This window comes from Streptomyces sp. NPDC055140 (genome assembly GCF_053607285.1).
On record NZ_JBSGTG010000003.1, the window covers coordinates 216,159 to 238,881 of the forward strand.

Sequence of the window (22,723 nt, forward strand, 5' to 3'; positions counted from 1 at the left end):
TTGCTGCCTTACTGCTTCTGCGAGAGGCGCTTGTTGAACTCGGCCTCGACCTGCTTGGCGGCGGCGGCCGGGGACTTACCCTTCAGCACCGCGGTCATGTAGGTCTTGATCGGGTTGGGCGCGTTCTCGACCGGGGCCCACTCCGGGATCAGCGGGGTGGTGCCGCCGCCGGCCGCGGCGGGAGCGGCGGCCTCGGCGGCCGCGTTGCCCTTGAGGTTGGACTGCAGCGCCTCCTTGTTGGGGATCACGCCGCCTTCCTTGGCGAGCTGGCCCTCGAACTTGTCGGAGAGCGCGAGCTTCAGGAACTCCTTGGCGAGGTCCTGCTTCTTGCTGCCCGCTGCGACGGCGAGGTTGGAGCCGCCGAGGAAGACACCCTCGGGCTTGTCGGCCGTGACACCGGGGACGGTGAAGTAGCCGATCTCCTTCTCGATCTTCGGGTTGGCCTTGATGGCGAGGGCGGACTCCCAGCCCATGCCGATGAAGGAGCCGGTCTTGCCCTTGGCGAAGACCTCGGCCTGCTGCGGGGTGGCCTCGTCCTTGTCCTTGGGGGCCTTGGACAGGGCCTGGAACTTCTTGTACGTCTCCATGGCGGCGGCGACCTTGGGGTCACCCAGGTTGGAGACGTACTTGTCGCCGTCCTTCTTGACGAGTTCGGCGCCCTCACCGATGGTCAGGCCGACGAAGTGGTACCAGTTCTGGCCGGGCAGGTAGATCGGCTCGGCGTCCGTCTTCTTGCCGATGGCCTCGAGGTCCTTGTAGAACTCGTCGCGCGTCTTGGGGGTGTCCTTGATGCCGGCGTCGGCCCAGATCTTCTTGTTGTAGATGACGACGCGGTTCACGACGAACCACGGGGCGGCGTACTGCTTGCCGTCCGAGACCGCGGACTTGTTCATCGACTCGGCCCAGTCGGCGCCGACCGAGGACTTGAGGTCGGAGAGGTCGGCGAGGCCGCCGGTCTTGGCGTAGGCGGGGGTCTGCGTGTTGCCGACCTCGAAGACGTCGGGCGGGTTCTCCTCGGACAGGGCGGTGGTCAGCTTCTGCTGGATGCCGTTCCACTGCTGGATCTCGATCTTCAGCTTCGCGCCGGTCTTCTTCTCGAAGGCCGCCGTGACGTCCTTCTGCCAGGTGTCCGGCGTCGAGCCGTCCATGGCCCACACGGTCAGCGTCTGGCCCTTGTAGCCGTCGGCGCCGGCCTTCTTGTCCTTGCCGCCGTCATCACCACTGCCACAAGCCGCGATCGAAACCAACATGCCCGCGACACCGATAGCCGCAATGAGCCTGCGCTTCACGTCACCCTCCTCAGGGATGCCAGCAACCCCCCCGCCCACGACGACGGATACGACGAACACAACAAACTCGACGTGGTACTGCACGTGGGACTGGGACCTGGTCTTTAATGGTGTAGACCAGTACCCGGAGCTTGGCCTAGACCTTTAGGGGTGTCAAGGGTGTATAAGAAGGGCTGTCACGTCCGTTATCGGACCGACACCTGAGGGAGCACGGCACCCCCGGGGAGGGCCGTGCCACGATGTGAGCCGCGACAGACGGAGGAGCCGGTGACGGCAGCACCACAGGAGCCGGGAAGGCGGACCATGGGCACCCATGCGGGCAGCAGCGGAACCGATGCGGGCGGCGCCACGACGGCGGAGGCACCCGCAGCGGGCCGCACCGCGCGCGTGCCCAAGTACTACCGCCTGAAGCGGCACTTGCTGGACATGACCGAGACGCTGCCCCCGGGCACCCCGGTCCCGCCCGAGCGCACCCTCGCCGCCGAGTTCGACACCTCCCGCACGACCGTGCGCCAGGCTCTTCAGGAACTGGTCGTCGAGGGCCGGCTCGAGCGCATCCAGGGCAAGGGGACGTTCGTCGCCAAGCCCAAGGTCTCGCAGGCGCTGCAACTGACCTCGTACACCGAGGACATGCGCGCCCAGGGCCTGGAACCCACGTCACAGCTCCTGGACATCGGCTACGTCACCGCCGACGACACCCTCGCCGGGCTCCTCGACATCACGGCGGGCGGCCGCGTCCTGCGCATCGAGCGGCTCCGCCTCGCGAGCGGCGAGCCGATGGCCATCGAGACGACGCATCTGTCGGCCAAGCGCTTCCCCGCACTGCGCCGCTCCCTGGTCAAGTACACGTCCCTGTACACGGCGCTCGCCGAGGTCTACGGCGTGCGCCTGGCCGAGGCCGAGGAGACCATCGAGACGTCCCTTGCCACCCCGCGCGAGGCGGGCCTGCTCGGCACGGACGTGGGCCTGCCCATGCTGATGCTGTCGCGGCACTCCTTGGACGGCACGGGGCAGCCCGTCGAGTGGGTGCGCTCGGTGTACCGGGGCGACCGCTACAAGTTCGTGGCCCGCCTCAAGCGTCCGACGGACTGACGGACGCCGTACGCGGACCCGCTTGTGCCGACCGAAGAGTCGGCACATGAACGGCATGTCGGCCACGCATTGTCCGTTATCCGGACGGGGGTTCCATACGACGAGATCGTCGCCTAGATTTCCGCCACGTTAAGCATGAGATAAGCGGGATCAGCGAGGGGACGGACCGCCGTATGTCGGATGTGCCTGAAGTGAAACGGCCGGTGGTCACACCGGTGCGAGTGGTCATTGCCCTGTGCCTCGTCGCGCCGTTCGTGGCGATGCTCTGGGTCGGCTCCTACGCGAAGGTCGACCCGACCTTCATCGGTATTCCGTTCTTCTACTGGTACCAGATGCTGTGGGTGCTCATCTCCACGGCGCTGACGATGATCGCGTACAAGCTGTGGCAGCGTGACCAGCGCGCCCGGAAGACGGGTGGGCAGGCATGAACGGCGGAGTCAACGGCGTCGCACTCGGCGTCTTCATCTTCTTCTTCATCGCCGTCACGGTCATGGGCTTCCTGGCCGCGCGCTGGCGCAGGTCCGACAGCGAGCAGAGCCTCGACGAATGGGGCCTGGGCGGACGGTCGTTCGGAACCTGGGTCACCTGGTTCCTGCTCGGCGGCGACCTCTACACCGCGTACACCTTCGTGGCCGTCCCGGCGGCGATCTACGCGGCCGGCGCGTCCGGCTTCTTCGCCGTGCCCTACACGATCCTCGTCTACCCGCTGATCTTCACCTTCCTGCCGCGTCTGTGGTCGGTGTCGCACAAGCACGGCTATGTGACGACCTCCGACTTCGTGCGCGGCCGCTTCGGCTCCAAGGGCCTGTCCCTCGCCGTCGCCGTCACCGGCATCCTCGCCACGATGCCGTACATCGCGCTCCAACTCGTCGGCATCCAGGCCGTCCTGGACGTCATGGGCGTCGGCGGCGACGAGTCGACCAACTGGTTCATCAAGGACCTGCCGCTGCTCATCGCGTTCGCGGTGCTCGCCGCGTACACGTACTCGTCGGGTCTGCGGGCCCCCGCCCTGATCGCGTTCGTCAAGGACGGCCTGATCTACCTCGTCATCGCCGTCGCGATCATCTACATCCCGATCAAGCTGGGCGGCTTCGACGCCATCTTCCACGCGGCGAACGAGAAGTTCGCGACGCCCAACCCGGCGACGGGCAAGCCGGTCGGATCGCTCGCCCCGGCACCGGCCGGGCAGTGGACATACGCGACGCTGGCCCTCGGCTCGGCGCTGGCGCTCTTCATGTACCCGCACTCGATCACGGCGACGCTGTCCTCGCGCAGCCGCAACGTGATCCGCCGCAACACCACCATCCTGCCCCTGTACTCCCTGATGCTGGGCCTGCTCGCGCTGCTCGGCTTCATGGCGATCGCGGCCGGGATCAAGGTGCAGAACGGGCAGCTGGCGATCCCGCAGCTCTTCGAGGACATGTTCCCCGACTGGTTCACGGGCGTCGCGTTCGCGGCCATCGGCATCGGCGCGCTCGTGCCCGCCGCGATCATGTCCATCGCCGCGGCGAACCTGTTCACGCGCAACATCTACAAGGACTTCATCAAGCCGGACGCGACGCCCGAGCAGGAGACCAAGGTCTCCAAGCGGGTGTCGCTGCTCGTGAAGGTCGGCGCGCTCGCCTTCGTCCTCACCATGGACAAGACCGTCGCGATCAACTTCCAGCTCCTGGGCGGCATCTGGATCCTCCAGACCATGCCGGCCCTCGTCGGCGGCCTGTTCACTCGCTGGTTCCACCGCTGGGCGCTGCTCGCCGGCTGGGCGGTCGGCATGGTCTACGGCACGCTCGCCGCGTACGGGGTCGCGTCGCCGACCCAGAAGCACTTCGGCGGCAGCGCCAAGGAGATCCCGGGCATCGGCGAGATCGGCTACATCGGCCTCACGGCGTTCGTCATGAACGTGGTGGTCACTGTGGTCCTCACCTTCGTCCTGAAGGCGCTGAAGGCCCCTGAGGGCGTCGACGAGACGTCCGCGGCGGACTACACGGCGGACGCCGGCGACCCGGGCGTCCTGAAGAAGCTGCCGGAGGCGACGGCGGGAACCGGCGGGCACTGACCCGACTTCCCTCGAGTACGGCAACGGGCCGCCGGATCCCTCCGGCGGCCCGTTGGCGTACCCGGGGTTCACGAAGCTCCGTAGAGGTCCTTCCCGACCCGCCGCGCCGCCTCGGCGGCCGAGGAGAGCGTCAGGGCCCGGTCCGTGCCCGCCCCCACGATCACCAGGACGCCGCCGACCCGCAGTTCGACCACGTAGTGCGCACTCCCGTCGTACTCGTCGCCGCCCGTGGTCCTCGTGGTCTCCAGGACCGCCTCGTCGCCCAGGTCCGGCAGCGGCCGGACCTCGTGGTGCTCCTCGGCGAGCGCGCCGTCGGTGTCGACGGTGACGCGGCCACACGCCTCGTGGAGCTCGCGGCGCAGTTCGAGATAGCGCCCGGCCCGCCCGGCCGGCATCGAGACCAGGCGCTCGTAGACGAAGGGGTCGTCGTCGTCCACCGCCGCGGGGTCCGGACGGAACGTCCGCTCGGCGCTGGCGCCCCGCATGCGCCACAGTTCCCCGTGCGCGTCCCGGCCCGCGACGCAGGTGCTCCAGTCGCCTCCCCCGGAACCCTGGTCGAAGAGTCCCAGGTAGACCTCTAACGCCTTCGCGCCCTTGCCCACGGTCTCGGCCGGAAGGAGGGCGGCGCCCAACTCGGCGCCCGTGAAGACCTTCGCGGGATCCTCCGTACCGTCGACGCCGGACGCCGACGGCTGCTCGCTCCCGCCCTCGCCCCGCTGCCCGGACCCGCCGTCCCCGGCGATCCCGCCGTTCCCGCACCCGGCGACCAGCATCAGCAGTACCGCGGCACAGCCCGCTCCCCGCACCCGCACCCGCGCCTCCCCCTGCTAGGCCACCAGTTCGGCCGCAACCCTAGTCGACACAAGATGTGGGGCTGCCATCCAAGGCCGACACAAGATGTATGCTCATGCTCGCTGTCGCCGCAGGGGAATCCGGCGCAATTCCGGAACTGTCCCGCAACGGTGTACGTATGCACGCATACGCGAGTCCGAGGACCTGTCGACAGCCCGCCCGAGCCGTCCGGCCCGGGATGACGACGTCCGGGTCTCGTGGAGTGGGCCGGTGACGCGGGCCCCGCCATGCCCCCGTGCCCTCCTCCCCGTCAGGCCCAGAGCCGAGCGAGGGAGAGCCCCACGTGACCATCGCGCCCGCCGAACCGGCCTCAGAGCTGGCAGGGAACCCCGAACAGCACGACGCTCCGGGAACCGCGCTGCTGCGCACCCTGACCGAACTGACGGCCGACCTCCCGGACACCGACCCGGGCAAGGTCGCCGCCGCCGCGCTGCGCGGCAGGTCCGCGGTGGCGGACTCCGGCGTCACCGCCGAACTGCGCTCCCTCGCCACCGAAGCCGCCGCGGGCCTCATCTCCGACGACCCGGCGTACTCGCGGCTCGCCGCCAGGCTCCTGACGATCAGCATCGCCGACGAGGCCGCGTCGCAGGGCGTCACCTCGTTCTCCGAGTCCGTCGCGGTGGGCCACCGCGAGGGCCTGATCGCCGACCGCACGTACGACTTCGTGACGCTGCACGCCGAACGCCTCGACGCGCTCGTCACCGCCTCCGTCACCGAGGGCGCCGACGACCGCTTCGGCTACTTCGGACTGCGCACCCTGCACAGCCGCTATCTGCTGCGCCACCCGATCACCCGGCAGGTCGTCGAGACCCCGCAGCACTTCATGCTGCGCGTCGCGTGCGGCCTCGCCGAGGACGACTCGGTCCGCGCGCTCGACGAAGTCGCCTCCCTGTACCGCCTGATGAGCCGCCTCGACTATCTGCCGTCGTCGCCGACGCTCTTCAACTCCGGCACCCGCCACCCGCAGATGTCGTCCTGCTACCTCCTCGACTCGCCCCTCGACGAGCTGGACTCCATCTACGACCGCTACCACCAGGTCGCGCGGCTCTCCAAGCACGCGGGCGGCATCGGACTCTCGTACTCGCGGATCCGCTCGCGCGGTTCGCTGATCCGCGGCACGAACGGGCACTCCAACGGCATCGTGCCGTTCCTGAAGACCCTCGACGCGTCCGTCGCCGCGGTGAACCAGGGCGGCCGGCGCAAGGGCGCCGCGGCCGTCTACCTGGAGACATGGCACTCCGACATCGAGGAGTTCCTGGAGCTGCGGGACAACACCGGCGAGGACGCCCGGCGCACCCACAACCTCAACCTCGCGCACTGGATCCCCGACGAGTTCATGCGCCGCGTCGCCGATGACGGCACGTGGTCGCTCTTCTCGCCGTCCGACGTGCCCGACCTCGTCGACCTGTGGGGCGAGGAGTTCGACACCGCGTACCGCGCGGCGGAGGCCGCCGGGCTCGCGCAGAAGACGATGCCGGCCCGCGAGCTGTACGGCCGCATGATGCGCACGCTGGCGCAGACCGGCAACGGCTGGCTGACCTTCAAGGACGCCGCCAACCGCACCGCCAACCAGACGGCGGAGCGCGGCAACGTCGTCCACTCCTCGAACCTGTGCACCGAGATCCTGGAGGTCACGGACGACGGCGAGACCGCGGTCTGCAACCTGGGCTCGGTCAACCTCGGCGCCTTCGTGCGGCAGGGAGCCGACGGCGGGGAGATCGACTGGGAGCGCCTCGACGAGACCGTCCGCACGGCCGTCACGTTCCTCGACCGCGTCGTCGACATCAACTTCTACCCGAGCGAGCAGGCCGGCCGCTCCAACGCCAAGTGGCGCCCGGTGGGCCTCGGCGCGATGGGCCTCCAGGACGTCTTCTTCCAGCTGAAGCTGCCCTTCGACTCCCCCGAGGCGAAGGCCCTGTCCACGCGGATCGCCGAGCGCATCATGCTCGCCGCGTACGAGGCGTCCGCCGGCCTCGCCGAGCGCAACGGCCCGCTCCCCGCCTGGGAGAAGACGCGCACCGCGCGCGGTGTGCTGCACCCCGACCACTACGGCGTCGAGCTGACCTGGCCGGAGCGCTGGGCCGCGCTGCGCGAGCGCATCGCCGCCACGGGCATGCGCAACTCCCTGCTCCTCGCCATCGCGCCCACGGCCACGATCGCCTCCATCGCGGGCGTCTACGAGTGCATCGAGCCGCAGGTCTCCAACCTGTTCAAGCGCGAGACGCTGTCCGGCGAGTTCCTCCAGGTCAACTCCTATCTGGTCCAGGAGCTCAAGCGGCTCGGCGTGTGGGACGCGCAGACCCGCGAGGCGCTGCGCGAGTCCAGCGGCTCCGTGCAGGGCTTCGGCTGGATCCCGGCCGAGGTGCGCGAGCTGTACCGCACGGCGTGGGAGATCCCGCAGCGCGGCCTCATCGACATGGCGGCGGCCCGTACGCCGTTCCTCGACCAGGCGCAGTCACTGAACCTGTTCCTGGAGACGCCCACCATCGGCAAGCTCTCGTCGATGTACGCGTACGCCTGGAAGTCGGGTCTGAAGACGACGTACTACCTGCGCTCGCGCCCGGCGACGCGGATCGCCCGCGCGGCATCCGCCGCTCCCATTCCCGCACAGCAGGCCGCCGACCCCGAGGCCATCGCCTGCTCCCTCGAAAACCCCGAGTCCTGCGAGGCCTGCCAGTAATGACCAGCACGAACAAGAACCTGCTCGACCCGGGCTTCGAGCTGACCCTGCGTCCCATGCGCTACCCGGACTTCTACGAGCGCTACCGGGACGCGATCAAGAACACCTGGACCGTCGAGGAGGTCGATCTCCACTCGGACGTCGCCGACCTCGCGAAGCTGTCGCCGGGCGAGCAGCACATGATCGGCCGCCTTGTCGCGTTCTTCGCGACGGGTGACTCGATCGTCTCGAACAACCTGGTCCTGACGCTGTACAAGCACATCAACTCCCCCGAGGCGCGCCTGTACCTGTCGCGCCAGCTGTTCGAGGAGGCCGTGCACGTCCAGTTCTACCTGACCCTCCTGGACACCTACCTCCCCGACCCGGAGGACCGCGCGGCCGCGTTCGACGCGGTCGAGGAGATCCCCTCCATCCGCGAGAAGGCCGAGTTCTGCTTCAAGTGGATGGATTCGGTCGAGAAGCTGGACCGCCTGGAGACGAAGGCGGACCGCCGCCGCTTCCTCCTCAACCTGATCTGCTTCGCCGCGTGCATCGAGGGCCTGTTCTTCTACGGGGCGTTCGCCTACGTGTACTGGTTCCGCAGCCGCGGCCTGCTGCACGGCCTCGCGACCGGCACCAACTGGGTGTTCCGCGACGAGACGATGCACATGTCGTTCGCGTTCGAGGTCGTCGACACCGTCCGCAAGGAGGAGCCGGACCTGTTCGACGACCGGCTCCAGGAGCAGGTCGTCGCGATGCTGCGCGAGGCGGTCGAGGCCGAGCTCCAGTTCGCCCGCGACCTGTGCGGTGACGGCCTTCCCGGCATGAACACCGACTCGATGCGCCAGTACCTGGAGTGCGTCGCCGACCAGCGCCTCCAGCGCCTCGGCTTCGCGCCGGTCTACGGCTCGGAGAACCCTTTCTCCTTCATGGAGCTCCAGGGCGTCCAGGAACTGACGAACTTCTTCGAGCGCAGGCCGTCGGCGTACCAGGTCGCGGTCGAGGGCTCGGTCGGGTTCGACGAGGACTTCTAGGCCGGGACCTCTGGCCGAGATCTCAGGCCGGATCTCAGGCCGGATCTCAGGCCGAGATCTCAGGCCGAGATCTCAGGCCGGGACCTCTAGGCGACGGTCGTGAACTCGGCGCGGCGGGAGGGGCGTTCGGTGCCCCGCCCCGCCTGCCGGGCTTGCCGGAGCTGCCGGTCGATCCGGCGGTCGTGGGCGATCCCGTACAGGGACGGGGCGGCCAGGAGGGCGAAGACGAAGAGGACGGTGAGGTAGTTCATCGCTGTGTTCATGTCCTCCACTCTCGTCCCCCGCGGACGCATCCGGCAGTGGCAGGACTGTCACTGACCCTCGAATTACTGCCAAGCCTGCGGCACACTGGACGGCATGCTGAAGAACGTGGCCGCAGTGCTGCTCGACGGTGTGCATCCCTTCGAACTCGGCGTCATCTGCGAGGTGTTCGGCCTCGACCGCAGCGATGCCGGGCTGCCCGTGTACGACTTCGCGGCCGTGTCCGCCGAGGGGCCCGACCTGACCACCCATGTACCGGGCATGACGATCTCCACCCCGTTCGGCCTGGAGCGGCTCGAGGAGGCCGACCTCATCGCCGTCCCCGCGGCGGGCCGCATCCGCGAGGGCTACCCTCCCGAGCTGCTCGACGCGCTGCGCCGGGCCGTCGACCGGGGCGCGCGCGTCCTCAGCGTCTGCTCGGGGGTGTTCGTGCTCGGCGAGGCCGGACTGCTCGACGGCCGCAGGTGCGCGGTGCACTGGCGGTACGCGCACGAGCTCGCCGTCGCGTTCCCGCGCACCCGCGTCGACCCCGACGTCCTGTACGTCGACGAGGGGCCGGTCATCACCTCGGCGGGCACCGCCGCCGGCATCGACGCCTGTCTGCACATCGTCCGCACGGAGCACGGCTCCGAGGTCGCCAACGCCATCGCCCGCCGCATGGTGGTCCCGCCGCACCGCGACGGCGGGCAGGCCCAGTACGTGGACCGCCCGCTGCCCGTCACTCCCTGCGACACCGTGGGGGCCGTACTGGCGTGGATGGAGGCACATCTGGACGAGACGCTCACGGTCGAGGAGCTCGCGGCGCGCGCCCTCATGTCGCCGCGCACCTTCGCGCGCCGCTTCCAGCAGGAGACGGGCACGACGCCGTACCGCTGGCTGCTTCGCCAACGGGTGCTACTGGCCCAGGAGTTGCTGGAGCAGACGGACGAGACGGTGGAGTCGATCGCCGGGCGGGCCGGGTTCGGCAACGCTGCGGCGATGCGGCATCAGTTCATGAAGGCGCTGGGCACGACGCCCAACGCCTTCCGCCGCACGTTCCGCGTACGGTCCGCGGCCTAGGCGCGCGGGGCCGACCGGCCCCGCGCACCGGCGCGTTGACCGCTAGCCGCGCTCCTCCACCCGCAACAGCGCCCGCTTGGGCTGGAGCGTGATCCCGATGCGGGCCGTGCTGTCCGTCTCCGCGACCGGAACCAGCCGCCAGCGGGGCGTCACCGTGGCCAGGATGATGGCCAGTTCGGCCATGCTGAAGTGATCGCCCGGGCACTTCCGGTTGCCGACACTGAACGGCATCATCGCGCTCTGCCGGCTTTCCGCGGCGCGTTCCGGAAGCCAGCGGTCGGGGTCGAACTCCAGATGGTCACGGAAGGACCGCGGATCACGCTGCATCGCATACGGGCTGTAGACGATGTCCGCACCGGCCGGAATGTGATAGCCGCCGAGCTCGGTATCGACGGCGGCCTGCCGCGTCAAAATCCATACGGCGGGCCGTATACGCATCGCCTCCGTGATGACATTGCGCGTGTGGATTAGGCCCTTGAGGTCGGCGAATGCGACGGGGCGGCCATCCGCCACGCATTCAACCTCCTCGTGCAACCGGCTTTCCTGCTCGGGGTGTTCCGCGAGGAGCTGGAACGTCCACGTGAGGGTCGACGCGACATTCTCCGCGCCGGCCACGACGAGGGAGACGACCTGGTCGTGCACCTCCTGCTCGCCGACCGTTTCGCCATTCTCGTCCTCGGCGCCGAGCAATGCCGCGAGCAGGTCACCCGGATTGACGCCGGATGCGCGACGCTCGGCAATGATCTCGTCCACCAGCCGATGCAAATCGGCCAACGCCCGCTCGAAACGGCGATTGGCCGGAAGTGGCAGCCGGTAGAAGGGTCCGACGGACAGGACCATGCGCCGGTACAGGCCGCTGAAGACCGTGTGCAGCGAGGAGCTGAGCCGGTCGGCGCGCTCGTCGACCGAGTCGACGTGCAGGACGGAGCGGGCGACGATGCGGACCGCGGTGCGGAACACCTCGGCGCCGATGTCGACGGTGTCGCCGTGCTTCCAGCGCGCCGCCATGGCGCGCGCCTCCTCCTCCATCACGGTCGCGTGGTCGGCGATGCGGTCGGTCCGGAACGCGGGCTGGATGGTGCGCCGCTGGCGCCGGTGCATGGGGCCGTTGCTGGTCGCCACGCCCTTGCCGAGGAGGACTCCGAGGGTCTCCCACAGGGGGCCGCCGACCATGTAGTCGGGGCTTTTGAGGAGCGCGGCCACGAGGTCGGGGTCGCAGACCGCGTACGCCGTCTTCGGGCCGAGCCTGATGCGGACCAGGTCGCCGTGGCCGCGCAGTCCCGCGACGAAGGCGAGGGGGTCGCGCACGAGGTTCCAGGCGTGCCCGAGGAGGGGCGCGCCGCCGCCGGCGTACGGCGGTGTGCGCCGCTCACCGGGCTCCGCGACAGCCGGAACCGAGGATTCTGCCGATTCGACGGTCATTCGTCACCTGCCTGGTCGCTGATGTACGGAGGAGTGGCGCGGTCGTCCCAGCTGTCCACCTGATAGCGGCCCGACTCGTGGTGGAACCAGTACACGGAACTGAACCAGTTCCGCATATTGGAGACGCACGACCTGAGTGCCACCGCGAGGCTCTCGCCCGCTAAAGTCCCGTCGGCCGCCTCGTCCGCCATCCGCAGAACTTCGGGCTCGGCGACCAGGAATTCGGAAATGCATCCGCGGACCCTTAGGCGGACTTCTTCCACGGCCTCTTCGAGGGAAAGCCCCTCATGCTGGATGAGGCTTATCCCTAGGTTGTGGAGTTCATCGCCCGCGAGTTCCTTGGGTAGTGAGCAGAGGTCGTTGTACCAGGCTGCGAAATCCTGGCACGCGAGCGCGGCCCGCCGGTACGCGGGGCTTTCGAGCACCCATTTCGGGAGCTCGTACTGCGCGGTCGGCTCGAGGAGATCGAGCCATATCCAGTGCGCGAAGGTGTTCCTTCGGAGTTCGATGTACTCCTCGACCGTGGGCACCGTTCCCGAGGTCCGGTTCCGGAATTCCTGGTCGTACGCGTCGATCACCACGTGGAAGTGGCGGGCGAACCGGGCGTTCCAAGAACGGGTGAGGGAGCCGTTCAGCCGGACGATGCTGTCGGCGAACGCGGCCACCAGCGGGTCCTTGTGTTGCAGATGGAGCTGGGGTGCCTCGAGTGCCGCGTGGAGCTGGACGGCGAGGCGTCGCCAGGCACCGGCCCGGCCGTGGATCACGTCGCGGTCGTGGCGGTCGTCCCAGACGAAGAACCACGCGCTGTAGTCGCAAATCGCGGAGAGGAGGTCGTCGGGGGCTCCTATGTAGTAGCCCGCCATGAGGTCGGTGTAGCAAAGGCCATCGGCATATTTCTCCACCTTGTCGGCCGGCATGAGTCGCTTGTGGAGCAGCCAGGACCGCGTCTTCTCCTGAAGCTTTGGCCAATACGGATGCAGGTTGCGAGGAAACGCCTCCTCGATCGCCGGTAGTGCCAGCGCCGGTGGGACCACTGTCTGCGTCTGTGTCTGTGTCTGCACCCGAGTCCGTGAAGTGCCGTGTGAGAAAGCAGGCACGAACAAACCCCTCTCAGCCGCCTGATGGCGTGCGCCCCTGTGCTGTGCCGGGCGCGCGCCGTTGCGTATCCCCGCACTTTCTATTCAGCACTACAACTGACCGTTCTGGGAACGGATTTGCTCCCCTCACTACCCCCACGCGCCGGAAAAGTCCGCTTAGGTGACTGATTCCGGATCATCTGCGGCCGGGCCAGTTCGCACACCTGACCGCCGGGGCGGTCCGGGCCCCGAACGCGCGAGCGGCGCCCGGTCAGTTGAAATCCGGCCGGACGCCGCTCACGTGTCACTTGGTGCACTCGGGACCCAACAGGCCCTTCCCGCTCAGTCGTTGGGGACGACCTCGTAGCGCGGGGTTCCCTCGGCCATCTGCTTCAGGGCGTCCTTGCGCTCGCGCTTGGAGAGGCGGTCGATGTACAGGTACCCGTACAGGTGGTCCGTCTCGTGCTGGAGGCAGCGCGCGAAGTAGCCCGTGCCGCGGACCTTGACCGGGTTGCCCTTCTCGTCCTGCCCGGTCACCACCGCGTAGTCGGGGCGCGCGAGCGGCGCGTACGCCGTCGGCACGGACAGGCAGCCCTCGTTCGAGTCGTCGAGGCGGCGCTGGTCCGCGGGCAGCTCCTGGAGCACGGGGTTGCAGACCACGCCGGTGTGGCGCGCACCGTCGTCGTCCGGGCAGTCGTAGACGAAGACCTTCAGGTCGACGCCGATCTGGTTGGCGGCGAGGCCCACGCCCTCCGCGGCGCGCTGGCTGGCGAACATGTCGTCGACCAGCTGCGCGAGCTCGTCGCCGAACTCGGTGACGTCCTTGCACTCCTTGTGCAGGACGGGGTTCCCGACGACGGTGATCGGCCGCGACGTGCCGCGCGCGACGGCGGCCTCCTCGCGGGCGGCGTTGTCCTCGGTGTCGAGGACGAAGCCCTCGTCGTCCACGGGGAGCACTCCGGCGTGCTCGTGCTCGATGTCCTGCTGCGCCATGTCCGACGTACGCCTTCCGGTACCTGCTGCGACAAATTTTCCGGGGTACAGCCTACGGGGACCGGTCAGCAGACCTCTTCAAGGTCCCGCCAGTCCCTGGAGTCCGGGCTGTCGGCGACCCAGCCGTCGAGCAGCCCCCGCACGAGCGACGCGGGCGCAGCGACACCGCACTCGCGCTCGGGCGCCCACAGCTGGCCGTCCGTGCGGTGGCCGAGCGGCCCGGGATGTCCAGGCTCGCTGTGGTCGTGCGGGTCCAGGTGCTCGCCGTCGCCCTCGTCGGACGGCATCCGCGACTCGGAGCACATCCGGCACAGCAGCCGCACGGAGGACGACCAGTCCTCGGCGGCGTAACCGGCGTCGGAGGCGAGCTGCTCCAGGGCGTCCCGGTCGGCCTCGGTCGCGGCTTCCAGCAGGACGACCCAGGTGGGGACGGGCGAGGGGGCCCACAGCTCGATCTCGTCGAAGACGGGGTACGAGTGCCCGGCGGCCGTCGTCCGCTCCCCGTGGGGCACGCCGTCGTGCAGTACGACCTCGCCCCAGCGGCGCCCGGAGGACGGCAGCGGGATGGACAGGACCTCCACACGGGCGGGGTCGAGCCTGCGCCCCCACACCACCTCGGCCTCGCCCTCCGGCGAAAGACGCACCGCGGCACTGCCCAGGTCCATGCCGGTCGGCTCACCGGCGGCGGTCGCACCGCCCGGCACCTTCAGGCCGTACGCCTGCCAGGCACGCCGCGCGAGCGGCCAGTCCTGCAGGGCGGTGGCAGCGATGCCCACGTTCCACCAGTCGGGGGCGCCGCTCTCACGGTCGAGGAGGGCCACCGCGCGCAGGCCCGCGGCCCGCGCCTGCTCCCAGTCGTGCCGGAACTTGTGCAGCAGCGCGAGGTTGAACCAGGACTCCGACAGCCAAGGCTCGAGGTCGGCGGCTCGGGTGAGCAGGGCCCCGGCGTCCTCGTAGCGGCCGTCGCCGATGAGCGTGAACGCCCGATCGGTGGCCTGCCGCCATGAGGCGGAGGGCCGGTGCCGTCCCTTGCCGAAGATCCTCACGATTCCCGCCTGCATTCCCGCCTGTCGGTCCGGGGGACAGTGCCCTCGGGGGGCCTTCCCCCAAGGAGCACGGCCGGGGCCCCAGCCCCCGGACATCCTCTTCTTCGCATCCAACCACGTACGGCCGGACAGCCGCTCATTACCCATGGGTTACCCAGCCGGGGGCAGGGTCACCCCGCCCCTCGACACGACCCTGGCCAGGGATTCCACCACATCGGGCTGGTAGTCGCGCCCCGTGGCCAGACGCAGTCGCTCCAGGGCGGTGAGGGGGCCCTGAGGGCCTTCTCCCCGGGCCATCTCGTCGTATGCGTTGGCGGTGCGGACGATGCGCGCGGTGAGAGGCTGCTCACGGTAGGGGTCGGCCTGGCGCTCGACGACGACGGCGACCTCCGCGTCCACCCCCGTCTGGCGCACGACGGCCCCGCCGAGCAGCGCGATGCGGCGCTGCTCCTGGGCGGGCAGGGCGGCGGTGGCGCCGTCGGCGACCGGGTCGACGAGGGACAGCTGCCCGATGTCGTGCATGAGGGCCGCGTACTCCAGGACGGTGAGGTCGGGCTCGGAGAGTCCCAGTTCACGGCCCACGGCGCGGCTGAGCGCCGCGACGCGCAGGGCGTGACCCTGAGGCGTGTAGCCGGCGATCTCGGTCGCGCGGGCCAGCGAGGTGATCGTCTGCCGGTACGTGGTCCGCACGGCGGCGTACCGGCGGAACGCGAGCTGGGTCAGGAGGAGGGGCAGGCAGAAGACGGGCAGCGCCCACAGCCCGGCGACGGCCACGGCGAGGGCGATGACGGCGCCGGTGGCGCACACCGCGGAGCCGATGCCGATCATGGCCCGCAGCTCGTCCCTGAGCAGCGGCCCGAACGGCCAGCCGGTACGGGCGTGCGCCATGGCCGCGGCGAGGACGGCGTCGCACAGCGCGGTCAGGACGAGCAGCCCGACGAGCAGCAGCGCGTAGGCCGCGCCGTCACCGAGCCAGGCGCCGAACCTGCCCTGGTTGTAGAGAGGCTGGAAGCAGACGGCGGCGAAGGCGACGGTCAGGACGCGCCGCGCCATGTGGTCGGCGGACGGGCCGTGCCCGAGCGCGAGGTGCGGTACGGAGCCGACGAGCGCGGCCGCGACGCAGACGGCGACGACCTGGAGCGCTCCGTGATGCGTCGCCTGTCCCGCCGTCTCCCCGAGGAGCGCGTACGCGAGAGCGCCGGCGGCCCCCAGGGGTGCGCGCTCTCTGTCCCCTCCGGGTGATCCCCAGCGGGCGAGTTCACCGACGGCGATGAGCACACCGAAGGCGAGCGCCGTCCCGGGTTCCTGGACGCCGTCCCAGAGAGTGCTGCCGAGGGAGACGGCGGTGAGCGCGACGGCGAGGCCCTGGACGGCCGCGACCGTGGTGCGCGCCCGGCCACTTCCCGGACCCGGGGACCGCGTCCACGTCACCGCGGGGCCCCGCGCCGCGCGACGCGGGACCCGGGCACCTGTGCGGCGGCCTCGTCCGCGGTCACGGCGGGGTGCCACCCGTGCCGCCCGAGCGCCCGCACCAGCGCCCCGACCATCTGCGGGTCGAACTGCGCGCCCGCACAGCGGGACAGCTCGGCGAGCGCGACGTCGACGGGCCGGGCCCGCGAGTAGGACCGCGTGGACGTCATCGCGTCGAACGCGTCCGCCACCGCCACGACCCGCGCGAACTCCGGGATCTGCGGCCCCGTGAGCCCGTAGGGGTACCCGCTGCCGTCCATCCGCTCGTGGTGATGCAGGATCGCCGCCCGCGCCTCCCCCAGGAACCCGATCCCGCGCACCATCTCGTGCCCGTACTCGGGGTGCAGTTCGATGATGCGCCGCTCCTCGGGGGTCAGCGGGCCGTCCTTGCGCAACAGGCGGGTCGGTACGCCGAGTTTGCCGACGTCGTGCAGGATCCCGGCGAACCGCAGGACCTCGGCGCGCTCGTCCGCCATGCCGAGTTCGCGGGCGATCATCATGGACGCCTGGCCGACCCGCTCGCTGTGGCCGCGCGTGTACCCGTCCTTGATGTCGACGGCCTGCACGAGGGCCCGGATCGTCTCCTGGTGGGCGGCGCGCTCGCGGTGGTACTGGCCGAACACCCAGCAGGAGATGTACATCGGCAGCAGCACGAGGAGCGCGGCGAAGGGGCCGTACGGGCTGCGCCACAGGACGGCCATCATGAGGCCCGCGAGGCCGTGCACGGCGACGGGCCCGAGGGCGCGCGGGAAGAGGCCGCGCCAGGCGGCGCGCAGCGGGACGCGTTCGGCGGTGGCGAGGATGCCGCCGTCGAGCAGGGCGAGGGCGGCGCAGAAGACCAGGACGGCCGCTCCTGCGGGCACCAGCGCGTACGGGAAGTGGGGCGCGGACACGGCCGCGGCGCCGCCGAGCGCTCCGTGGACGCGGGCGGCGGCCCAGGTGGCCAGGGCGAGCTGCGCGGCGCGCCAGACGCGGCGCAGGCCGGCCGGGCGCCGGTCCGTCCTCGCGACGAGCGCTCCGGGCACGGCGACGAGTGCGGCCGCCGCGGGCGGCAGGAGGAACGCTCCGGCGAGCAGGACGGGGAAGAAGGTGCCCATGCCCTTGGGGACGCGCCGCCCGATCACGCGGCACTGGCCCGCGTGTTCGCATCCCGTGTAGAGGACGACGAGGAGTCCGACGGCGGGCCACGGTGTGGCCGGCCCCGCGGCGGGTGCCAGGCACGCGAGGGCGCCGCCGGCCGCGCACAGGACATAGCCGAGAGCCACTGGCGGAACCGTGCGCATACCGACCCCCCTCCCCGTGATCCCGCTTCAGGTTCCGGAGGATAGAGCGGTCGGAAGGGCGCGCGGGCGGCATCGCGAGGATTCCCCGGGCCACCCGACGGCGGATTAGCACATTCGGGTGACGGGGCGGGGAACGGCGGCGGGACGTGACGTATCGCCGTCACGTCCCGCTCGTCACCGCTCGGCCTCGCGGCCGCAGTCTCAGGCTTCGCGCAGCTTGGGAGCCGACGCCGTCACGTCCTGGTCGGGCACGGCCTGCCCCGACCGGATCAGGTCGATGCGGCCCATGACCTTCGACCGGAGGTCGCTCGGTACGTCGTCCTGCCCGCAGCACCGCTTGACCAGCTTCTTCACGGCCTGCTCGAGGCCGTACTTCTCCAGGCACGGACTGCACTCCTCGAAGTGCGTCTCGAACTTCGTGCAGTCGCTGTCCGGCATCTCGTGATCGAGGAACTCGTAGAGATGGTCGAGGACTTCACTGCAATCCGTCTCGTGCGGCTCTCCGCAGCTCATGAGCCCGAGCCTTTCGCTTCGTTCGACTCTCCGGCGCCGGCCGGGACCAGACCGCGGTCGCGGGCGTAGTCCTCGAGCATGCCGCGCAGCTGGCGACGGCCCCGGTGGAGGCGGGACATCACCGTCCCGATGGGTGTCCCCATGATGTCCGCGATCTCCTTGTACGCAAAGCCCTCTACGTCGGCGAGATAGACCGCGATGCGGAACTCCTCGGGGATCGCCTGGAGCGCCGACTTCACGTCCGAGTCGGGCAGGTGGTCGAGCGCCTGCGACTCGGCGGAACGCAGGCCGGTCGACATGTGCGACTCGGCGCGCGCCAGCTGCCAGTCCTCGATCTCCTCGGCGGCACTGCGCTGGGGCTCGCGCTGCTTCTTGCGGTACGAGTTGATGAAGGTGTTCGTGAGGATGCGGTACAGCCACGCCTTGAGGTTCGTGCCCTCGCGGAACTGGTGGAACGACGCGTACGCCTTCGCGTAGGTCTCCTGCACCAGGTCCTCGGCGTCGGCCGGATTGCGCGTCATGCGCAGCGCCGCCGAGTACATCTGGTCGAGGAACGTGAGCGCGTCACGCTCGAAGCGCAGACTGCGCTCCGCGGCGGTCTCCTCGGGCTCTTCCGCCTGCCCGTGTTCGGTCCCTGCGTCGGTGCCAGTGACCGGACCCACCTCCTCCAACGACGTGGCGGGGCCGAAGGAGACCCCACTCGAATCGGAGAATAGACGACCCTCGGTCGGAGCGGCCTGGCGATCCTGTCCGCCCGCCGTCCGAATGGGGGCGCTCTTCGCCGCGTGCAACACGCTCCACTCCAGGTCAGCGGCGCTGCTGCGGCTCGGGCAGATGGTCGAACCCATGCGGCGGACTTCCTCTCGTCAGCACTCGTCACAACTCGTGACTTGACTTCTCGCAAGTCTTCGACAGCACTCTCGTACCGTCTGTTCCGGACAACAGACGTCCGGGCCGCAACATTCCCGGGGGCTACGCGAGTGATCCGGCCCACTTCACGACCGCGTCCACGATGAGCGCGAGGGCCTCGTCCTGGCCGATGTCCGCCCGCTTCGGCACCGCGAATCCATGGTCCCCGTAAGGGATTTCGACGAGCTGGTACGCGGTGGAGCCGGGGAATTCGGCGGGCTTCCCGAAGGGGTCGTTGCCGCCCTGGACTACGAGCGTGGGGACCCCGGCGCCGAGCAGTTCGTCGGCGCGGGACTTCTCGGGGCGGCCCGGCGGGTGGAGCGGGAAGCTCAGGGCGAGGACGGCGGCCGCGCCGAGCTCCTGCGCCGTGCGGCACGCCACGCGCGCGCCCGCGCTGCGCCCGCCCGAGACGACCGGCAGCCCCGGCTTCTCCAGAGCGGGCCACACCCCGCGCCAGCCGACGTCCAGGGTCTTCGGTGCGGGTGCCACCTTCTTGCCGGCCACCCGCCACGGCTGCTCGACGAGGGCGACGGTCACACCGTGGGCGGGCAGCGCGGCGGCGACGGCCTTCAGGTCACGCGCCTCGATGCCGCCACCGGCGCCATGGCTGAGGGCCAGGACGAGCCGGGCCTTCTTCGCGGGGGCCGGATGCCAGGTGATGCGCGCTTCACCGGCGCCGGTCCCGACGGTCTCGGTCCTGGCGGTGGGCTCGGCGGCGTGCGCGGTCGTGTTCTTGGTCACGTCAGAAGAGTGTGCCCTCCTCGGGCCCCTCCAGCTCCTTGAGCAGCTCCGGCCCGTTGTTGCGCACGTTGCTGACCGACGTCGACACGGGGTACGCCCGCATCAGGCCCTCCGGCGGCGGCGCGAGCAGGGACTTCAGGTCGTCGGTGCGGGCCGGGTCGAGCCAGGCGTCCCACCGGTCCGGCGTGAGCATGAGCGGCATCCGGGGGTGGATGTCGAAGAGCGAGCGGGGCCCCTCGTCGGGCGCGACGGCGAGCGGCGCGGTCTCCGCCTCGGTGGTGATGACGGTGCAGGTCACCCACCAGGCGAGGGGGTGCTCGTCGGGCAGGGTGCGGTCGCGCCAGAACTCGTACAGGCCCGCCATCGCGAAGACGGAGCCGTCGGCGGGCGTGACGAAGTAGGGCTGCTTGCGCGGCCGCTTCTTCTTGCCCTCGACCTCCAGGTCACGCTCGCCGACCCCGGTGACCCACTCGTAGTAGCCGTCCGCGGGCAGGATGCAGCGGCGGCTCGAGAAGGCGCGGCGGAACGAGGGCTTCTCGGACACCGTCTCGGCGCGGGCGTTGATCATCCGGGCGCCGCCCTCGGGGGTCTTCGACCACGACGGCACGAGGCCCCACTTGAGAGTGCGCAGCTGGCGAACCGGATTCGGGTCGGCGGCGTCCTTCACAGAGCGGTCGAGTACCGCGTAGACCTCCTTGGTCGGGGCCACATTGAAGTCGGGCGCGAGGGTCTCCTCGGGCTCCCACTTCTCGATCTCAAAGATTCCTGCGAGATCCTCGGGCCTACGACTCGATGCATACCGTCCGCACATACGTGCCACAGTGCCAGATACTGGCCCGCCAGAGGGAGCCTCCCCAACCATGTACGTCACCGCGAGTACCGGCGCCGCCGACCTGTGGGACCGGGTCTTCGGCAGCCAGTCCGACCCCGACCAGTGGGTGGTGTTCGCCACAGCGGCACTCGCGCTCGCCGCGGTCGTCCCGCACAACATATGGCGCCTCTCCCGCAACGCGATCACCATCGCCCACGAGGGCGGGCACGGCGTCGTGGCCCTCGTCAGCGGGCGCCGTCTCGACGGCATCAGGCTGCACTCCGACACCAGCGGCCTCACCGTCAGCCGCGGCAAGCCGTCGGGCCTCGGCATGATCCTGACAGCGGCCGCGGGATACACCGCTCCCCCGCTCCTCGGGCTCGGCGGGGCCGCGCTGCTCGCCGCGGGACACATCACGGCCCTCCTGTGGCTGGCCACTGCCCTGCTCGTGGCGCTGCTCGTGATGATCAGGAACGCGTACGGCGCGCTGACCGTGATCCTGACCGGCGGCACCTTCGTGCTCGTGTCCTGGCTGGCGGGACCACAGGTGCAGGCCGCGTTCGCGTACGTCGTCGTGTGGTTCCTGCTCCTGGGCGGCGTACGGCCCGCGTTCGAGCTGCAGAGCAAGCGCAGGCGGGGCGGGACCGGTGACTCTGACGCGGACCAGCTGTCGCGGCTCACGCACGTGCCGGCCGGGATGTGGCTGTTCTTCTTCCACGCCGTCTCACTGTGCTCACTGCTCGGCGGGGGCCGCTGGCTGCTCGGACTGTGACCCCCTGCTCGGCGGGGCGGGGGCTCGTGATCCGGCCCGATCGCCTGAGCCCACTAAAGTAAAGGCATGACCGAAATCCCCGCGCACACCTCCCTCTGGCCCGCCCCCCACGCGAGCGGCCCCGTCTTCGCGACGGTTCATGTGCCGGGGTCGAAGTCGGTCACCAACCGCGCGCTCGTCCTGGCCGCGCTCGCCGCCGAGCCCGGCTGGCTTCGCCGCCCGCTGCGCTCGCGCGACACGCTCCTGATGGCGGCCGCCCTGCGCGCCATGGGCGTCGGCATCGAGGAGGGCGTGGGCCCGGACGGTTCCGGCGAGGCCTGGCGCGTGATCCCCTCGGGGCTGCGCGGCCCGGCCACGGTGGACGTGGGCAACGCCGGTACGGTGATGCGCTTCCTGCCCCCGGTCGCGGCGCTCGCCGACGGCCCGGTGCGCTTCGACGGCGACCCCCGTTCGTACGAGCGGCCGCTGAACGGCGTGATCGACGCGCTGCGCGTGCTCGGCGCCCGGATCGACGACGACAGCCGCGGCTCGCTCCCGATGACCGTGCACGGCAGCGGCGCCCTCGACGGCGGCCGGGTCGAGATCGACGCGTCCTCCTCGTCACAGTTCGTGAGCGCCCTCCTGCTGTCCGCGCCGCGCTTCAACCAGGGGGTGGAGGTGCGCCACGTCGGCGGCCCGCTGCCCTCGATGCCGCACATCCGGATGACCGTCGACATGCTGCGCACGGTCGGCGCCCAGGTCGACACCCCGGAGTCCGGCGGCGAGCCGAACGTCTGGCGGGTCACGTCGGGCGCCCTGCTCGGCCGCGATCTGACGGTGGAGCCCGACCTGTCGAACGCCCAGCCGTTCCTGGCCGCGGCCCTCGTCACCGGCGGCAAGGTCATCGTCCCCGACTGGCCGGAGCGCACGACGCAGCCCGGCGACCGGCTGCGCGAGATCTTCACGCTCATGGGCGGCTCCTGCGAACTGACCGAGCAGGGGCTCGAGTTCACCGGTTCCGGCTCTGTCCACGGCATCGACGTGGACCTGAGCGAGGTCGGGGAACTGACGCCCGGCATCGCGGCCGTCGCGGCCCTCGCCGACTCCCCCTCCACGCTGCGGGGCGTGGCGCACCTGCGTCTGCACGAGACGGACCGCCTGGCCGCGCTCACCAAGGAGATCAACGAGCTCGGCGGCGACGTCACCGAGACCGCCGACGGCCTGCACATCCGGCCGCGCCGCCTGCACGGCGGGATCTTCCACACGTACGACGACCACCGCATGGCCACCGCGGGCGCGATCATCGGCCTCGCCGTGCCGGGCGTGGAGATCGAGAACGTGGGGACGACCGCCAAGACCCTGCCCGACTTCCCCGACCTGTGGGCCGGGATGCTGGGGAACTGACG

The 22,723-nt window shown here is 70.4% G+C and carries 21 protein-coding genes and 1 riboswitch; of the genes, 8 read left to right on the plus strand and 13 right to left on the minus strand.

From position 1 onward, the window contains the following. Window positions 1-8 precede the first annotated feature (8 nt). Entirely contained in the window at window positions 9-1,289 is a 1,281-nt protein-coding gene (locus ACWFR4_RS08670; protein WP_266560274.1) for an extracellular solute-binding protein, read from the minus strand. A gap of 303 nt (window positions 1,290-1,592) precedes the next feature. Between ACWFR4_RS08670 and ACWFR4_RS08675 the strand changes: the two genes are divergently transcribed. The 3 genes from ACWFR4_RS08675 (at window position 1,593) to mctP (ending at window position 4,437) form a co-directional block, all read left to right on the plus strand. Continuing rightward, on the plus strand, window positions 1,593-2,381 hold the full coding sequence (locus ACWFR4_RS08675) for a GntR family transcriptional regulator (RefSeq protein WP_116510148.1): 789 nt from the start codon (window positions 1,593-1,595) through the stop codon (window positions 2,379-2,381). 173 nt (window positions 2,382-2,554) lie between these two features. Continuing rightward, complete coding sequence (locus tag ACWFR4_RS08680) at window positions 2,555-2,809, plus strand: DUF3311 domain-containing protein (protein ID WP_116510150.1); 255 nt, start codon at window positions 2,555-2,557, stop codon at window positions 2,807-2,809. Next, window positions 2,806-4,437 (plus strand): monocarboxylate uptake permease MctP, encoded by a 1,632-nt coding sequence (mctP, locus tag ACWFR4_RS08685; RefSeq protein ID WP_453467860.1) that lies wholly within the window; start codon window positions 2,806-2,808, stop codon window positions 4,435-4,437. Before ACWFR4_RS08680 ends, mctP begins: the two co-directional genes overlap by 4 nt. A gap of 68 nt (window positions 4,438-4,505) precedes the next feature. Here the strand turns inward: mctP and ACWFR4_RS08690 are convergent, their stop codons facing one another. Next, entirely contained in the window at window positions 4,506-5,249 is a 744-nt protein-coding gene (locus tag ACWFR4_RS08690) for a hypothetical protein (RefSeq protein ID WP_453651621.1), read from the minus strand. An 89-nt stretch (window positions 5,250-5,338) separates the two neighbouring features. After that, window positions 5,339-5,455: riboswitch (cobalamin riboswitch) on the plus strand. 117 nt (window positions 5,456-5,572) lie between these two features. On the opposite strand from ACWFR4_RS08690, the gene ACWFR4_RS08695 reads away from it, so the two are divergent. Continuing rightward, a complete protein-coding gene (locus ACWFR4_RS08695) occupies window positions 5,573-7,969 on the plus strand; it encodes a ribonucleoside-diphosphate reductase subunit alpha (protein ID WP_453463197.1) in 2,397 nt (798 codons plus the stop codon). Beyond that, window positions 7,969-8,982 carry a ribonucleotide-diphosphate reductase subunit beta gene (locus ACWFR4_RS08700; RefSeq protein WP_453463194.1) on the plus strand — a complete coding sequence of 338 codons (1,014 nt, stop codon included), beginning with the start codon at window positions 7,969-7,971 and terminating at the stop codon, window positions 8,980-8,982. Before ACWFR4_RS08695 ends, ACWFR4_RS08700 begins: the two co-directional genes overlap by 1 nt. Window positions 8,983-9,068: 86 nt before the next feature. Here ACWFR4_RS08700 and ACWFR4_RS08705 read toward each other — a convergent pair whose 3' ends face one another. Further along, on the minus strand, window positions 9,069-9,245 hold the full coding sequence (locus ACWFR4_RS08705; RefSeq protein ID WP_453463191.1) for a hypothetical protein: 177 nt from the start codon (window positions 9,243-9,245) through the stop codon (window positions 9,069-9,071). 94 nt (window positions 9,246-9,339) lie between these two features. On the opposite strand from ACWFR4_RS08705, the gene ACWFR4_RS08710 reads away from it, so the two are divergent. Then, entirely contained in the window at window positions 9,340-10,302 is a 963-nt protein-coding gene (locus tag ACWFR4_RS08710; RefSeq protein ID WP_453463188.1) for a GlxA family transcriptional regulator, read from the plus strand. A 42-nt stretch (window positions 10,303-10,344) separates the two neighbouring features. On the opposite strand, the gene ACWFR4_RS08715 is transcribed toward ACWFR4_RS08710, so the two are convergent. From ACWFR4_RS08715 to ACWFR4_RS08760, 10 genes are all read right to left on the minus strand, one after another. Further along, window positions 10,345-11,724, minus strand: coding sequence for a bifunctional albaflavenone monooxygenase/terpene synthase (locus ACWFR4_RS08715; RefSeq protein WP_453463186.1), 1,380 nt, complete (start codon window positions 11,722-11,724; stop codon window positions 10,345-10,347). Continuing rightward, on the minus strand, window positions 11,721-12,821 hold the full coding sequence (locus tag ACWFR4_RS08720) for a terpene synthase family protein (protein ID WP_453651623.1): 1,101 nt from the start codon (window positions 12,819-12,821) through the stop codon (window positions 11,721-11,723). The genes ACWFR4_RS08715 and ACWFR4_RS08720 overlap by 4 nt, the downstream gene beginning before the upstream one ends. Window positions 12,822-13,142: 321 nt before the next feature. Next, window positions 13,143-13,793, minus strand: a complete 651-nt coding sequence (gene def, locus ACWFR4_RS08725) for a peptide deformylase (protein ID WP_453463180.1) — start codon at window positions 13,791-13,793, stop codon at window positions 13,143-13,145. Window positions 13,794-13,858: 65 nt separating this feature from the next. Then, window positions 13,859-14,839 (minus strand): tetratricopeptide repeat protein, encoded by a 981-nt coding sequence (locus ACWFR4_RS08730; protein WP_453463178.1) that lies wholly within the window; start codon window positions 14,837-14,839, stop codon window positions 13,859-13,861. Between the two features lie 150 nt (window positions 14,840-14,989). Further along, complete coding sequence (locus ACWFR4_RS08735; RefSeq protein ID WP_453463175.1) at window positions 14,990-16,348, minus strand: HD-GYP domain-containing protein; 1,359 nt, start codon at window positions 16,346-16,348, stop codon at window positions 14,990-14,992. Then, the gene (locus ACWFR4_RS08740) at window positions 16,267-17,592 is read right to left on the minus strand and encodes an HD-GYP domain-containing protein (protein WP_453651625.1); all 1,326 of its coding nucleotides are present in this window, start codon (window positions 17,590-17,592) and stop codon (window positions 16,267-16,269) included. The genes ACWFR4_RS08735 and ACWFR4_RS08740 overlap by 82 nt, the downstream gene beginning before the upstream one ends. A 201-nt stretch (window positions 17,593-17,793) precedes the next feature. Further along, a complete protein-coding gene (rsrA, locus tag ACWFR4_RS08745) occupies window positions 17,794-18,105 on the minus strand; it encodes a mycothiol system anti-sigma-R factor (protein ID WP_116510175.1) in 312 nt (103 codons plus the stop codon). Then, the gene (gene sigR, locus ACWFR4_RS08750; RefSeq protein WP_199841903.1) at window positions 18,102-18,767 is read right to left on the minus strand and encodes an RNA polymerase sigma factor SigR; all 666 of its coding nucleotides are present in this window, start codon (window positions 18,765-18,767) and stop codon (window positions 18,102-18,104) included. Before sigR ends, rsrA begins: the two co-directional genes overlap by 4 nt. A 310-nt stretch (window positions 18,768-19,077) precedes the next feature. After that, window positions 19,078-19,755: an alpha/beta hydrolase family protein gene (locus ACWFR4_RS08755; RefSeq protein WP_453651627.1), complete on the minus strand. Its 678-nt coding sequence runs from the start codon at window positions 19,753-19,755 to the stop codon at window positions 19,078-19,080. A 1-nt stretch (window position 19,756) separates the two neighbouring features. Then, window positions 19,757-20,566 carry an SOS response-associated peptidase gene (locus tag ACWFR4_RS08760; RefSeq protein ID WP_453651629.1) on the minus strand — a complete coding sequence of 270 codons (810 nt, stop codon included), beginning with the start codon at window positions 20,564-20,566 and terminating at the stop codon, window positions 19,757-19,759. A gap of 49 nt (window positions 20,567-20,615) precedes the next feature. Between ACWFR4_RS08760 and ACWFR4_RS08765 the strand changes: the two genes are divergently transcribed. After that, a complete protein-coding gene (locus tag ACWFR4_RS08765; RefSeq protein ID WP_453463164.1) occupies window positions 20,616-21,338 on the plus strand; it encodes a M50 family metallopeptidase in 723 nt (240 codons plus the stop codon). Between the two features lie 66 nt (window positions 21,339-21,404). Beyond that, window positions 21,405-22,721: a 3-phosphoshikimate 1-carboxyvinyltransferase gene (aroA, locus tag ACWFR4_RS08770; protein ID WP_453463161.1), complete on the plus strand. Its 1,317-nt coding sequence runs from the start codon at window positions 21,405-21,407 to the stop codon at window positions 22,719-22,721. Window positions 22,722-22,723 lie beyond the last annotated feature (2 nt).